Consider the following 14,897-nt stretch of genomic DNA (forward strand, 5'->3'; position numbering starts at 1 on the left):
GCGAGGAGAAAATATAAAGGAGAGCGAATAAAATGATTAGAACTAGTTTAAGAAAAGCTGGAGCCGTAGTTTTAACAGCATCAATGCTTGCCCTAAACCTTACAGCTTGCCAGTCAAATAGTGATAGTGCCAGTGTTAGCGCAGTAAATGAAGATGCTGCTTCTAATACAGAGAACATAATTACATCTACAATGAATGACGAATTATCAATAAATACAGCACAGACACTTGCTAAGAATACAAGAAATCAGACAGTTTACGTATTTGATGATGCAAGCGGTGTGCAAGACCACGTAACTGTAAACACTAAGGTTACAGATAATAATGGTGATACAAGTTCTACTAATGAAAATGTAGACAAGGCCGCACCTGTTACAATCAACGTAACATACTATCTCAATGGAAAAGAAATTTCACCAGAAGATCTTGCAGGTAAGTCAGGTGAAGTAAAGATTAGATTTGACTATGTAAATAATGAAGAAGAAACAATTACAGTAAAAGGCGAGACAAAAACAGCTTATGTTCCATTTACAGTAGCAACAGGACTTATGCTTGATAACGAAAAGTTTACTAACATCGAGGTTACAAACGGAAAGTTATCACAGGTTGGTTCAGATGTAGTTGCCCTAGGTGTTTCCTTCCCAGGACTTGCTGATTCTTTAAACTTAAAGTTTGATAGTGAAGAGGTAAATTTTGACTTACCAAATTACTTCGAGATTTCAGCAGATGTAACAGACTTCTCACTTGATATGTCACTTTCAGTAGTATCTTCAAACTTACTATCTGATATGGACCTAGATGACTTATCAGTAGAAGACTTACAGGCAAAGGTTAACGAACTTCAGTCAGCAGCTGACCAGTTAGAGGCTGGTACAGTTCAGTTACAGGAAGGTACACAGCAGTTAGAGGATAACGTTCCTGACTTAGTTTCAGGTGTGGCAGCACTTAATGATGGTGCAGCAACTCTTAGCTCAGGTGTATCTGCTTATGCAGCAGGTGTAGCAAGCTTAAATGACGGGGCAGCAGCTCTTGATTCTAACATGCAGACATTATCAACAAGCCTTAATACACTTTATGAAACTTTAAAGGCTAATGGATTTGATACAAAGATTGCAGCCCTAAATGAAGGTATTAACGGAAGCTCAGGTCTATTTAATACATTAACAAATGGAATGAGTTCATATAAGTCCCTTTACGAATCAACATATTCATCAGCTTACAGCCTTGTTTACTCAGCTAACTACCAGAAGGCATTAGCAGCACAGGGAATTGATGAAACAACAGATGCAGCAGCAGGATATCCTGTAAAGACAGCAGTAGTTACAAGACTTGCAAATAGCGGAATTACAGAAGATGCCAACATTTCTTCAGTACTTACAAGTGAAACAGCTAACACATCCGTTTACATGACAGCAGGTTTATGTGAATTATATGCAGCTTACTCATCAGCAGGTTTAACTGTTGATACAACACAGCAGCAGACAATTATTTCTGACATCGTTAAGTTAAACCAGTATGCAGCAGCTTATAAGACAATGTATGCTTCATATACACAGCTTAAGGACGCTGGCCTTGATACAGGCGTAGCAGCACTTACAAGTGCAGTTGGTTCATTTAGCACATATCAGGAAGGCACATTATGCTCAAGCCTTTATGCCTTAAATGTAGGTGCTACAAAGTTACAGCAGGAAGGTACATCAGTACTTGCAGCTGGTGCTTCAACACTTGCAGCTAACAATTCAAGCTTAACATCAGGAGCCGCAGCACTTGCAGATGGTACAGAGACATTAAATAACGCAGCAGCCACACTTTCATCAGGTGTTTCTAAGTTAAACACAGGTGCTATTACATTAAAGGATGGCATGGCTGAATTTAATGAAGAAGGAATTTCACAGATTACAAGCCTCTTAGGAGATGATGCAACAACAACTCTTGATACAATTAAGGAAGTTGTAAAGCTTGGTAATAACTACACATCATTCACAGGCAGCACTGGAAATTACGACTCAACAGTAACATTCATCTATAAGACAGCAGAAATTAAATAATTAGCTTTTTTAAGTATGTATAAGTTGAGGCAGAGATACATTTTCAAAGGCGATAAAAAAGGGACCTTAAAAGGTCCCTTTAAATTACTTATTATTCTCTGCTATTTCTTTATTGTCGCCCTTATGCTTCTTAATGATTTCTTCATAACGACGCTGTGAAGCAATCTCCTCTGGTGTTAATTCCTCAGGTACATCCTCAATCGCATCAAGCTGTGCAAAAAGATCCCCTAATTCATTAAGATCAATTAAATTCTTATCATCTGCCATTGCCAATCTCCTTTCGCAAGGTAAATTTAAATTCTACTCCCGTTAAAAAGAACTGCAACTTTAGCTAGTGACATAAGAAGATTAATAGTTTTTAAAACTAGTTATCATAAGACTTAAAGAAAGCCTCAAGTCTATCAAAGGTCTTTACAAGAGTTTCTGCCTCGCTTGGGCTTAAATCCTCTGTAACCTTCTCAATCATCTTCTTATGGAATTTCTGATGATGAAAATATGCCGCAATTCCCTTTTCAGTTAGTGTAGCATAGACAACTCTACGATCTTTATCGCTTCTATATCTAACAGCGTAGCCCTTCTTTACAAGTCTGTTAAGACCAATAGTAAGAGTTCCCATTGTAACGCCTAAACTTTTAGAAATCTCACCCATAGTTTGAGGATCTTTTATACCTACGGCCTCGATTATGTGCATATCATTAACAGATATATCCTTATAATCTTCAGTTATTAAAGCCTTTTCCTCGATATCCAAAATGTCATTAAAAAGATCGACCAAAATCTTGTTTAGAGATTCATAAATATCCATTTATCTGCTACCTTACCTAACTTCATTAATAACTAAATTATATATTAATGAAAATCGATTTGCAAGGCTTCTATAAATTTTTTAATAGTTTGTAATATTTCGAAAATGTATACAAATAAAAGTTCACTTTGTTGCAATTTTATGCGCTGTGTAGTATCATTTTAACTAGTTTCTAAAGGATTTAGAATGGGAGGAAACTAGATGAGATTTATAGCAATTGGAGAATTAATGTTAAGATTATCTCCACCTAATTATGAGAAGATTGTAACAACTCATGACTTTAGAGTTAACTACGGTGGCGCAGAGGCTAATGTAGCTGTATCACTTGCTAACTTAGGTGTAGATTCTACATTTTTTACAGTATTACCTAATACAGATTTAGGAAAGTCAACAGTGAACTATCTTAAGTCAAACGATGTCCATACAAAAGAAATCATTATGGCTGATGGTAGAATGGGTATCTATTACTTAGAGGAAGGCGTTTCAGTACGTCCATCTTCAGTTATTTACGATAGAGGTATGTCAGCATTTGCTGAATATGACTATAAAGACGTGGATTTTGAAGAGATCTTAAAGAATTACGATTGGTTACATTTAAGTGGTATTACACCAGCTCTCTCTTACAATTGTAGAAGACTTGTAGATAGAGCCGTTAAGGCTGCTAAGAAGTTAGGTCTCACAGTAAGTTTTGACCCTAACTTTAGAAGTACACTTTGGTCTTTTGAAACAGCAAGAGACGTATTATCAAAGTATCTTCCATACGTTGATGTTTTAATTGGTATTGAGCCAATTCACCTATATAGAGAAGATGGTACAGATTATAAGGATGGCTTAACAATGGACCCATCTTTTAAAGAGATGGATAGAGTCTTTAGAGAGATTGATAATCAGTATCATATGAAGGCTATTGCTAGAACAGTACGTTACGTACATTCTGGTAGCAATAACTCACTTAAGGCCTTCTACTACACTAATGGCGAGACTTACGAAAGCAAGACTATTAACTTTGAAATCGTAGATAGAGTTGGTGGTGGTGATGCATTTTCATCAGGCCTTATCTATGCCTTAATGGAGAATATGTCTGCCGAAGATACAGTAAACTTCGCCGTAGCATCTTCAGTAATGAAGCACGCTATTAGAGGTGATACTAACATTACAAGTGTAGACCAGATTAAGAGACTTATGACTAATGCATCTTTTGATGTACAGAGATAATTTGTGCTTTAAAGCTAATCTAGGCTAACAATAGAATAAACATGGATTTATAGGCCTATGGAACTAGAAACATCGCTCTAGTTTCCATAGGTCTTTTTTTTATATGAAAAAAATAGGGGAATTTTATTAGGATTTGTAGTATAATATATTATTGCGGAAAATTTGTTATGAAAATTTAGTGAGGTTATATATGGTAGTTTTTCCAAAAGGTGGAATAAAGGCGCAATCGACGCTTTTATCTACATATAGTAAAGGTGAGGCACTATTTAAAAGTGGTGCGATTGAGAAGATTGAATTAATTAAAGGAAAAGGCGGACATTTAACAGTTGCAGGTGATGTCCTAGACGAAAAAGGAACTACATACGGAGCGAGTATTAAGTTTGAACCATTAGACGATAAAGTTAAGGCAGTTAAGATAAATGATTGTGAATGTGCCTGTCCATCAAAGAAGGGACACAAGGGATTTTGTAAGCACATTACAGCCCTTGCCCTAGAGACTAATAAGTTAGTGAAATTAGATGACATTAGGGAGTTACTTGAATCTGAGGAAACTAAGTATAGTTTTGAAGCAGGAATAGATGATGAATCAACTGGCAATAGCTTTCTTGATTCTTTAATAGATATGGGCCTTGAGAGCAGCGTATCAAAGGGTGTGGATGGTTTATCTGATGCATTTTCAGGCAGCAGTCTTGAACAGCATTCCACAACTTCACAGAAGCTTTTTAAGCTTATGAATGATGAACTTATGGATGAGTATTCTAAGTATGAATCTATAAACGGTGTTAGTAATTTAGGTATGGAAGTTACTCTTAATTTAGCAGTTACAGGTATTTTTGCTGAATTTAGAGTTGGTGATAGATATAAGTATGTAATTAAGAATATAGCTGAATTCTGTGAGGCTATGAACACAGGAGAAGTGGTAAATTATGGTAAGAACCTAGAGTTTAAGCATGAGCTAGCAAGCTTTGCACCAGAGTTTAGACCTCTTGTTAAGTTCTTAAGTACAAGTATTTACCTTGAGGAGAAGTACAAGAATAATGATAATTTTTCAAAGTACTATTACAGAGCCTCAGGAGATAAGACAGTAGAGATTAAGCCTCATAACTATAGAGCTTTCTTTAATACACTTGATAAGATTGAAATCGAGCTTATGGGTCTTGAGAATAAGAGAGTTAAGATAGTCAAGGAAGATCCTGAGATTAGCGTAAAGATTACAGCAGATGAGAAGCTTGGCTTTGCCAACATCGAATTCCCAGAATATATCTACCTCGATGGTCTTGATATGGGAATCATGCTTATTGATTCTACAATGTATGTCCTATCTAAGGGATATGTAGATGCTATGGGCGAGATTTTAAAGGTATTTGCAGAATATGTTATACCTTCAAGTGAAGATAGATTTGATAAATATAGCATTAAGAAGAAAGAGAATAACAAGATGAAGGTATCAAGCGGCGACTTTGGTACATTTGCAGAAACAATTCTTCCTAAGCTAGAAAAGCACACACAGCTTGAGGTTACAGGTCTAAACTTTGAGGATTACACAAAGCAGGACGGCGTGTGTGAATTAAGATTTGACGTTGATAATACAGGTAACATCATTTGTAGCGGTGTTATTAAGTATGGCGATAAGGTAGTTGATTTAGGTGAAGGCGCAGTAGATAACGACCTTTCAGGACGTAATGCCAAGGCGGAAGCTAGAATTAAGCACATGCTTAACGAATATTTCCTCAGTGGTAGAAGCGGTAAGTTATGGGTTTTACCTAAAAATGAAGACGATGCCCTTGCAAGACTTATTGACGAAGGTATCCCTAAGTTTGAGGAAATCGCCGATACATTTGCATCAGAAGCCTTTAAGAAGTTAAAGGTAGTGGTAAATAAGCCAATTTCTGGTGGCCTTGCAATTAAGGGAAATCTCTTAACTGTTTCTTGGGACGTTGAGGGTATGTCTAGAGAAGAACTCTACGAGGTACTTGATGCCTACAGACAGAAGAAGAAGTATTTTAGATTAAAGAACGGCGAGGTACTTAGAATTGCCGGAACTGATATTGAAGAGCTTGCTCAGTTAGAGGACGAACTTGGTCTTTCAAAGAAGGAATTCTTAAGCGGTGAGACTGAGGTTCAGCTCTTTAGAGCCCTTCACTTAAATGCTCTTATGATGGAGAACAAGGAAGGTATTAAGTTTAGAACTAATAAGGAATTCGATAACTTAATTAAGAACTTCGAGAATTTAAAGAATAAAAAGCACAAGGTGCCAAAGATTGTAAATGCTACACTTCGTGAATACCAGAAGGAAGGTTTTAACTGGGCTTGCGCTCTTTCAGAATTCTCCTTTGGTGGAATTTTAGCGGATGATATGGGTCTTGGTAAAACTTTACAGATGATTAGTTTCCTTGCCACAAGACCTGAAGAGCACCATATGGTAATCTGTCCTGCATCCCTTGTTTATAACTGGGAGGCAGAAATTGAGAAGTTTGCCCCTTCTTTAAAGGTAAATGTAATCTCAGGTAGCAAGGAAGAACGTAACGAGCAGATTAGCCACTGCAACGAATACGACATCAATGTCACTTCTTACGATTCTCTTAGAAGAGATATTGAGGAATACGAGGGCTTCTCTTTTGATTGCCAGATTATTGATGAGGCTCAGTATATTAAGAATCCGGGAACTATGGTTTCAAAGGCTGTAAAGTCTATTAATTCAAGAACACGTTTCGCCTTAACTGGTACACCGATTGAGAATAGACTTAGCGAGTTATGGAGCATTTTCGATTATCTTATGCCTGGATATCTTTACAAGTATAAGAACTTCAAGGATAGATTTGAGGAGCATATTGTTGGGGGCGTTAGCGTCGGTGAAGACCTTGAAAAGGAAAATGATGCAACCCTTAAGGCATTAAAAGACCTTATTTCTCCATTCTATATTAGACGTAAGAAGTCAGACGTATTAAAAGACTTACCTGAAAAGGTTGAGAAGGTTGTTTACTCTAAGATGGGAGCTAAGCAGGAGAAGTTATACTACGCTTCAGAAAAGAACCTTGTGGATCAGATTGGCAGCAAGGACAACAAGCAGTTTAAGGAAGATAAGTTACAGATTCTTGCTGAACTTATGCGTCTCCGTCAGTTATGTTGTGATCCTAAGCTTGCCTTTGAAAATTACAACGATGAATCCGCTAAGTTAGAAACATGTATCGACTTAGTAGAATCAGCAGTTGAGGGTGGTCATAAGATCTTACTCTTCTCTCAGTTTACATCAATGCTTGAAAAGATTGAGGCTAGACTTACAGAGAAGAATATTACAACTCTTAAGCTTACAGGTCAGACACCTAAATTAAAGAGAATGGAACTTGTTGAGAAGTTCCAGGAGGGTAAGGTAGATGTATTCCTTATTTCTCTTAAGGCTGGTGGTACAGGTCTTAACCTTACAGCAGCAGATATGGTAATTCACTATGATCCATGGTGGAATGTGGCAGCTCAGAATCAGGCTACTGATAGAGCCCATAGATTCGGCCAGAAGAATACAGTTACAGTTGTTAAGCTCATTGTTAAGGGCACAATTGAAGAGCGTATTATGGAATTACAGAATCGTAAGAAAGAGCTTGCAGATATGGTACTTTCAGCAGAAGGTGTGGCTATTTCTTCACTTTCTAAGGATGACCTTCTTAAGTTATTTAATAAAAACTAATATATATAGATGCTTTATTGATTTATACAATAGTGAAATGCTATTATTGAGGTAAAGTTAAATAGATATATAGCTGCGTGTCTTTAGGCTCGCAGCTATAATTATAAGGAGGGTTAGTATGTTAGATTTTAATTACTACGTTCGTACTGATGTTAGATTTGGCAAGGGCCAGATTAAGAGCCTAAAGGAATTGGTGGCTAAGTATAATAGACAGGCACTTGGCCAGTTAGGTGAAATCAAGGAACTAGAAAAACCAAACGTACTTTTAGTTTATGGTGGTGGAAGCATCAAGAAGAATGGCATTTATAACGATGCTATGGAAGCTTTACAGGGCTGCAAGGTTTGCGAACTTAATGGAATCGAACCTAACCCTAAGATTGAGAAGATTAGAGAAGGTGCTAAGCTTTGTAAGGAAAATGATATCGATATTGTAGTTGCCATCGGTGGCGGTTCAGTTATTGATACCTCTAAGGTAGTGGCAGCAGGTGCTTACTATGACGGAGACCCATGGGATATGGTTCTTGATAGTAATAAGATTGGTAAGGTTTTACCAATTATTGCAATTCTTACAATTGCCGCAACAGGTTCTGAATGTAATAAAAATGCTGTCGTTTCCAATATGGAAACAAATGAGAAGCTTGGTACAAGCTCTAAGGAATTTATACCAAGAGCTGCAATTTGTGACCCAACATATCTTTTTTCACTTCCAGCAATTCAGACAGCAGCTGGTACAGCAGATATTATGTCCCATACTTTCGAGCAGTATTTTAGAAAGGATACAGGCGCTTATCTTACACAGTCTTTCTGTGAGTCAATCTTAAAGACATGTATTAAGTATTGTCCTGTAGCTCTTCAGGAACCAGACAACTACGAGGCTAGAGCTAACTTAATGTGGGCATCAACTACAGCTCTTAATTCACTTATGTCTTGTGGTACAGGTGGAGCTTGGACATGTCACCCTATTGAACATGAGCTCAGTGCGTATTATGATATAACTCATGGTGTAGGCCTTGCCATTGTTACACCTAGATGGATGAGATACATTTTAAATAAGGATACTGTGCTTAAGTTTGCACAGTACGGTCATAATGTATGGAACATCAGAGGCGAGCTTGATAGCATTGACGGCCTTTCAAAGGGCGAGTTAAGCATCATTGCTAATGAGGCCATCAATAGAACAGAGATGTTTTTTAAGGCATGCGGTATTCCAATGACACTTACAGAAATCGGAATCGATGATTCTAAGATTGATTTAATGGCAGAGGATACTATTAAGTATAACGATTTATCTAATGCTTTCGTGCCTTTAACAAAAGAGGATATAAGTAAGATTTTAAGAATGTGTTTATAGTAAGAGGTAAAAATGGAAAAAGAAACTATATCAGTAATAGTGCCAGTTTATAATGTTGCAGATTATTTAGAGGAGTGCGTGATTAGCATTATAAATCAGACCTATAAGAATTTAGAGATTATACTAGTTGATGATGGTTCAACTGATAATAGTTCTAAAATATGTGACGATTTTAGTAAGAAAGATACTAGAATAAAAGTAATTCATAAAGAAAATGGCGGAATAGGTAAGGCAAGAAATGCAGGAGTAGAACTAGCAACAGGAGAATATTTAGCTTTTATTGATAGCGATGATTGTATAAAAGAGACATTTATTGAAGAACTATATAAACTACTAAAAGAAACAGACGCAGATATTGCTGGTTGTCGTTTTTATAGAAATGTACCAAACACCACAGATTACGTATATCCAAAAGAATCAGAGGATTACAACTTTGTAACTGATTCTGAGGGAGTAATGAAGAGGCTTTATAATGACATGGGTGTCTTTTGTGTTGTATGGAATAAATTGTACAAAAAAGACATTATAAAAAAGCATCCATTTACGGATATAAAAATAGCAGAAGATGCATATATAATGCGTGAATATATGTTTGAAGCCAAGAAAATAGCCTGGACTAGTAAAGCTCTTTATATGTATAGAGATAGACCAGGAAGCATAATGACTTCTAAGAGAAATTTTAGTATAGAAGAACAGGAACAAAGAATGTTCTGGTTAGAGAAGCATATTGCTTATTATAAAGCTAATAAGATGGAAGAATTACAGGCATTAGCTGAGAAAGTATACCTTTTTAATATAAATGAAGCGTGGTCTAATTTAGACAAAGAGGCAAAAAATTATTATAAGAAAAAGTGCTTTGAAAAATATAGACATATGGTGTGGGCAAAAGGTAACCCAATAAAATCTAAAATAAAATATACAATATTTGCAATTAAATTAGTTTTGTCGTAAACTTGAATACAGTGGCATTTTACCAACTGTAATCATGAGGAACTTGCAAAGTAGATTTAGAATGTTAGTTTTACCGTAGTGTAAGCAATTAAATAACTTTTAAATTTGCTTTGTAAAAATACGACATAAAAAGGAAAACTAGTTAATATGAAAAATAAGAAAATAGACGCAGTAGTATTATGGGTTGATAGTAATGATCCAAAATGGCAGGAAGAAAGAAAACACTATAAAATAGCTAAGGCTGACGAACAAGGAAATCCATCATCATGCTTTAGAGATTATGATTTATTAGAGTTCTTCTTTAGAGGGATTGAAAAAAATATGCCATGGATTAATAATGTCTTCTTTATTACTTGGGGACATTTGCCTAAGTTTTTAGATACTAAAAATCCAAGACTAAAAATTGTAAATCACAAAGACTTTATACCTGAGGAGTATTTACCAACATATAACTCCAACGTAATAGAGTTAAATTTACATAGAATTAAGGAACTCTCAGAGAATTTCATCCTATTTAACGATGACATGTATGTAATAGATGAATTAAAAGAAGAGATGTTTTTTAAAAACGATTTAGTTTGCGACAGTCTTTTTTCTAGAACAATGGTAAATTATGTCTATGGACATCAGATTTATTATACAGTCTTTAATAACATGAGCTTAGTAAATAAGCATTTCTATGGACATAAACCATTTACTAAGTGGATAAATTCGAAATATCCATTAAAAGAAAATATATCTAATGCGGTTAATAGACTAACTAAGAGATATTCAAGTTTTGAAAATCAGCATTTACCCCTAGCACATAAAAAATCAACTTTTGAGGAGATTTGGAAAGAAGAAGGAGAAGTCCTTGATAAAATGTGCCATAACAAGTTTAGAACAGCTTATGATTTTAGTCATTGGCTAATGCGTTATTGGAGATTTGCTAAGGGAGATTTTTGCCCAGTTAACGTAAAAGAAATAGGCTTTTACACAGATTTAAATTGGAATATAAATGACTTAGTAGATATAGTTGTTAATAAAAAAGAAAAGATATTTTTATTAAATGACTCAGCTGATGAGACAGATGAAGATTTTATAGAGCATAGACAAAAAATCTATGATGCCTTATCTAAGGTTTTACCGGAAAAATCATCCTTTGAGTTAGATAGTAAGACTAAAGAAAATGTAGCATAAAACTTTTAATTTTAGAAAGAATCATCCCTTGACTTTTTTCTATATATTAACTACAATTAATTAAAATGCGTAGACGAAGACAGTAGATTTTGTTTGAAGCTAAGAGCGAGCCGGGTTGGTGTGAGCCGGTACCAGTAGAACTTAATTGAACATCACTTCCGAGCAGCCAAGCAGAAATAAGCTATAAGCTTAGAGTAAGCAAGGACGGTAATCCCATCGTTAGGAGAAATCTAGGGACGCATATGCTGGTATGTCGTAATTGGTTAATAATGAGTGAATTTTCGCCCCATTGCCGTTTACGGCAGTGGGGCTTTTGTTGTAATAAGACAAAGAAAGGAAGAAGAACAATGGTTTACGAGAAAGTATCATCAGACATGAATTTCGTCGCACGAGAAAAAGAAGTAGAGAAATTCTGGAAGGATAATGACATTTTCCAAAAGAGTATTGATAGTCGTAAGGAAGGAGAAACATATACATTCTATGATGGTCCTCCTACAGCTAATGGTAAGCCACATATTGGACATGTGCTTACAAGAGTTATTAAGGATATGATTCCAAGATATAGAACAATGAAGGGTTATCAGGTTCCAAGAAAAGCTGGTTGGGATACACACGGCCTTCCTGTAGAACTTGAAGTAGAGAAGATGCTTGGTCTTGATGGTAAAGAGCAGATTGAAGAATACGGTCTTGAACCATTTATTAAGCATTGTAAGGATTCAGTTTGGAAATACAAGGGAATGTGGGAAGATTTCTCATCAACTGTAGGTTTCTGGGCTGATATGGATAATCCTTATGTAACATACGATGATGATTTCATCGAGTCAGAATGGTGGGCTCTTAAGACAATCTGGGAAAAGGGCTTATTATATAAGGGCTTTAAGATTGTTCCTTACTGTCCTAGATGTGGTACACCTCTTTCATCTCACGAGGTTGCCCAAGGGTATAAGACAGTTAAAGAGCGTTCAGCAGTTGTAAGATTTAAGTGCGTTGGTGAAGATGCTTACTTCCTTGCATGGACAACAACACCTTGGACACTTCCAAGTAACGTAGCTTTATGTGTTAACCCAGATGAAGTTTATGTTAAGGTTAAGACAGCTGAAGATAAGGTTTATTATATGGCTAAGGCTTTACTTGATTCAGTACTTTCTGGATTATCAGTTAAGGAAGGAAAGACAGTAAAGGGCGAAGCTCTTGATAAGAATGAGAAGGGTAATTTTGTAGCTAAGGGCTCAGGCGAAGGCTTTGACTACGAGATCCTTGAAGAATATAAGGGTAGTGACCTTGAACATAAGGAATATGAGCCATTATTTGCTTGTGCTGGTGAGTTAGCTGCTAAGCAGAATAAGAAGGGCTTCTTTGTAACATGTGATTCATATGTAACAATGTCAGATGGTACAGGTATTGTACATATCGCTCCTGCATTTGGTGAAGACGATGCTAAGGTTGGTCGTAAGTATGACCTTCCATTCGTACAGTTCGTTGATGGTAAGGGTGAATTAACTAAGGAAACTCCATATGCTGGTACATTTGTTAAGAAGGCTGATCCATTAGTACTTAAGGACTTAGATGCTGAAGGTAAGTTGTTTGATGCACCTAAGTTTGAGCATGAGTATCCACACTGCTGGAGATGTGACACACCACTTATCTACTATGCTAGAGAGAGCTGGTTTGTTAAAATGTCAGACCCAGAAGTAAAGGCTAACTTAATTGCTAACAACAAGACAATTAACTGGATTCCTGAGACAATTGGTTCAGGTAGATTTGGTGCTTGGCTTGAAAATGTACAGGATTGGGGTATTTCTCGTAACAGATATTGGGGTACACCACTTCCAGTATGGGAAACAGAAGATGGTACAGAAAGAATCTGTATCGGAAGCAGAGAAGAACTTGCTAAGCTTTCTGGTAACCCAGAAGATGCTAAGGTAGAACTTCATAGACCATACATTGATAAGGTTGTTATTAAGTCACCTAAGACTGGTAAAGAAATGCACAGAGTTCCAGAAGTTATTGACTGCTGGTTTGACTCAGGTTCAATGCCATTTGCACAGCATCACTATCCATTTGAGAATAAGGATTTATTTGAGAAGCAGTTCCCAGCTAAGTTCATTTCAGAAGCTGTAGATCAGACAAGAGGTTGGTTCTATTCACTTCTTGCTATTTCAACACTTCTCTTTAATAAGGCACCATACGAGAACGTAATTGTACTTGGTCACGTTCAGGATGCTGATGGACAGAAGATGAGTAAGTCAAAGGGTAACGCAGTTGATCCTTTTGATGCATTACAGAAGCACGGCGCTGATGCTATTAGATGGTATTTCTATGAGAATTCAGCACCATGGATTCCTAATAGATTTAAGGATGAATGGGTTTCAGAAGGCCAGAGAAAGTTCATGGGTACATTCTGGAATACATATGCATTCTTCGTACTTTACGCTAATATCGATGATTTTGATGCTACAAAGTACACACTTGAATATGATAAGCTTTCAGTAATGGATAAGTGGGTATTATCAAAGCTTAACTCACTTGTAACATTAGTTGATGAGAACTTAGCTAACTATAAGATTACAGAAACAGCTAGAGCTCTAGAAGATTTCGTAGATGAATTATCTAACTGGTATGTAAGACGTAGCCGTGAGAGATTCTGGGCTAAGGGTATGGAGCAGGATAAGATTAATGCTTATATGACTCTTTATACAACACTTGTAACTCTTGCTAAGATTTCAGCTCCTATGGTTCCATTTATGACAGAGAATATCTATCAGAACCTTGTAAGAAGCATTGATAAGACAGCTCCAGAGTCAATTCATCTTTGCGACTTCCCAGTTGCTAATGCTGAATTTGTTGACAAGAAGCTTGAAGAAACAATGGAAGATGTTCTTGATGCAGTAGTTATTGGACGTGCTTGCCGTAACACAACTAATATTAAGAATCGTCAGCCAATTGGTAAGATGTTTATTAAGGCAGATTGGAAGTTAGATGATTTCTATACAGCTATTATTGCTGATGAATTAAATGTTAAGTCTGTTGAATATAAGGATGATGTAAGAGACTTTACAAGTTATTCCTTCAAGCCACAGCTTAAGACACTTGGACCAAAGTACGGTAAGATTCTTAATAATATTAGAACAGCTCTTACAGAACTTGATGGAAATAAGGCTATGGATGAGCTTAATGAAACAGGAGTATTAAAGCTTACAGTTGCAGATCAGGAAATCGAACTTTCTAAGGAAGATTTACTTATTGAAATGACTCAGATGGAAGGTTATGTTGCTAACTCAGATAAGGGTGTAACAGTAGTACTTGATACTAACCTTACAGAAGAATTATTAGAAGAAGGCTTTGTACGTGAAGTTATTTCTAAGGTTCAGACAATGCGTAAGGATGCTGGATTTGAAGTTATGGATAAGATTACACTTTACATTTCAGGTAATGATAAGGTAGCAAGTCTTGTAACTAAGAATGCAGACCAGGTTAAGTCAGTTTGCTTAGTTGAAGAAATTAAGACAGATAGTCTTGCAGGATCTACTAAGGACTGGGATATTAACGGTGAGAAAGTAAGTCTTGGCGTTGAAAGAAGATAAAAGATAAGTTGTCTATAGAGTATTGACTAAATTTAGACATAAATAAATTTAGTCATAAATAAATTTTGACATAATAAAATCG

General features: G+C 36.2%; 9 protein-coding genes. 7 read left to right on the top strand and 2 right to left on the bottom strand.

Going from position 1 to position 14,897, the window contains the following annotated elements; translation table 11 throughout:
- Positions 1–32: 32 nt before the first annotated feature.
- Complete coding sequence (locus tag G600_RS0107695; RefSeq protein ID WP_027431427.1) at positions 33–2,048, top strand: hypothetical protein; 2,016 nt, start codon at positions 33–35, stop codon at positions 2,046–2,048.
- Positions 2,049–2,132: 84 nt separating this feature from the next.
- Here the strand turns inward: G600_RS0107695 and G600_RS0107700 are convergent, their stop codons facing one another.
- The gene (locus G600_RS0107700; protein WP_027431428.1) at positions 2,133–2,315 is read right to left on the bottom strand and encodes a hypothetical protein; all 183 of its coding nucleotides are present in this window, start codon (positions 2,313–2,315) and stop codon (positions 2,133–2,135) included.
- 97 nt (positions 2,316–2,412) lie between these two features.
- Positions 2,413–2,853: a MarR family winged helix-turn-helix transcriptional regulator gene (locus G600_RS0107705; protein WP_027431429.1), complete on the bottom strand. Its 441-nt coding sequence runs from the start codon at positions 2,851–2,853 to the stop codon at positions 2,413–2,415.
- A 201-nt stretch (positions 2,854–3,054) separates the two neighbouring features.
- Between G600_RS0107705 and G600_RS0107710 the strand changes: the two genes are divergently transcribed.
- The 6 genes from G600_RS0107710 (at position 3,055) to ileS (ending at position 14,815) form a co-directional block, all read left to right on the top strand.
- Positions 3,055–4,068 carry a sugar kinase gene (locus tag G600_RS0107710; RefSeq protein WP_027431430.1) on the top strand — a complete coding sequence of 338 codons (1,014 nt, stop codon included), beginning with the start codon at positions 3,055–3,057 and terminating at the stop codon, positions 4,066–4,068.
- A 190-nt stretch (positions 4,069–4,258) separates the two neighbouring features.
- On the top strand, positions 4,259–7,750 hold the full coding sequence (locus G600_RS14060; protein ID WP_051195421.1) for a DEAD/DEAH box helicase: 3,492 nt from the start codon (positions 4,259–4,261) through the stop codon (positions 7,748–7,750).
- Positions 7,751–7,868: 118 nt separating this feature from the next.
- The gene (locus G600_RS0107720; RefSeq protein ID WP_027431431.1) at positions 7,869–9,101 is read left to right on the top strand and encodes an iron-containing alcohol dehydrogenase; all 1,233 of its coding nucleotides are present in this window, start codon (positions 7,869–7,871) and stop codon (positions 9,099–9,101) included.
- A gap of 12 nt (positions 9,102–9,113) precedes the next feature.
- Positions 9,114–10,052 (top strand): glycosyltransferase family 2 protein, encoded by a 939-nt coding sequence (locus G600_RS0107725; RefSeq protein ID WP_027431432.1) that lies wholly within the window; start codon positions 9,114–9,116, stop codon positions 10,050–10,052.
- Between the two features lie 147 nt (positions 10,053–10,199).
- Positions 10,200–11,231: a Stealth CR1 domain-containing protein gene (locus G600_RS0107730; protein WP_027431433.1), complete on the top strand. Its 1,032-nt coding sequence runs from the start codon at positions 10,200–10,202 to the stop codon at positions 11,229–11,231.
- Between the two features lie 347 nt (positions 11,232–11,578).
- Positions 11,579–14,815, top strand: a complete 3,237-nt coding sequence (gene ileS, locus G600_RS0107735; protein ID WP_027431434.1) for an isoleucine--tRNA ligase — start codon at positions 11,579–11,581, stop codon at positions 14,813–14,815.
- Positions 14,816–14,897 lie beyond the last annotated feature (82 nt).

The organism is Lachnospira multipara ATCC 19207 (assembly GCF_000424105.1).
Taxonomy (GTDB): Bacteria; Bacillota; Clostridia; order Lachnospirales; family Lachnospiraceae; genus Lachnospira; species Lachnospira multipara.

Coding starts and splice junctions, on each gene's coding strand:
- G600_RS0107695 (WP_027431427.1), top strand. CDS start 33: ATGATTAGAACTAGTTTAAGAAAAGCTGGAGCCGTAGTTTTAACAGCA.
- G600_RS0107700 (WP_027431428.1), bottom strand. CDS start 2,315: ATGGCAGATGATAAGAATTTAATTGATCTTAATGAATTAGGGGATCTT.
- G600_RS0107705 (WP_027431429.1), bottom strand. CDS start 2,853: ATGGATATTTATGAATCTCTAAACAAGATTTTGGTCGATCTTTTTAAT.
- G600_RS0107710 (WP_027431430.1), top strand. CDS start 3,055: ATGAGATTTATAGCAATTGGAGAATTAATGTTAAGATTATCTCCACCT.
- G600_RS14060 (WP_051195421.1), top strand. CDS start 4,259: ATGGTAGTTTTTCCAAAAGGTGGAATAAAGGCGCAATCGACGCTTTTA.
- G600_RS0107720 (WP_027431431.1), top strand. CDS start 7,869: ATGTTAGATTTTAATTACTACGTTCGTACTGATGTTAGATTTGGCAAG.
- G600_RS0107725 (WP_027431432.1), top strand. CDS start 9,114: ATGGAAAAAGAAACTATATCAGTAATAGTGCCAGTTTATAATGTTGCA.
- G600_RS0107730 (WP_027431433.1), top strand. CDS start 10,200: ATGAAAAATAAGAAAATAGACGCAGTAGTATTATGGGTTGATAGTAAT.
- ileS (WP_027431434.1), top strand. CDS start 11,579: ATGGTTTACGAGAAAGTATCATCAGACATGAATTTCGTCGCACGAGAA.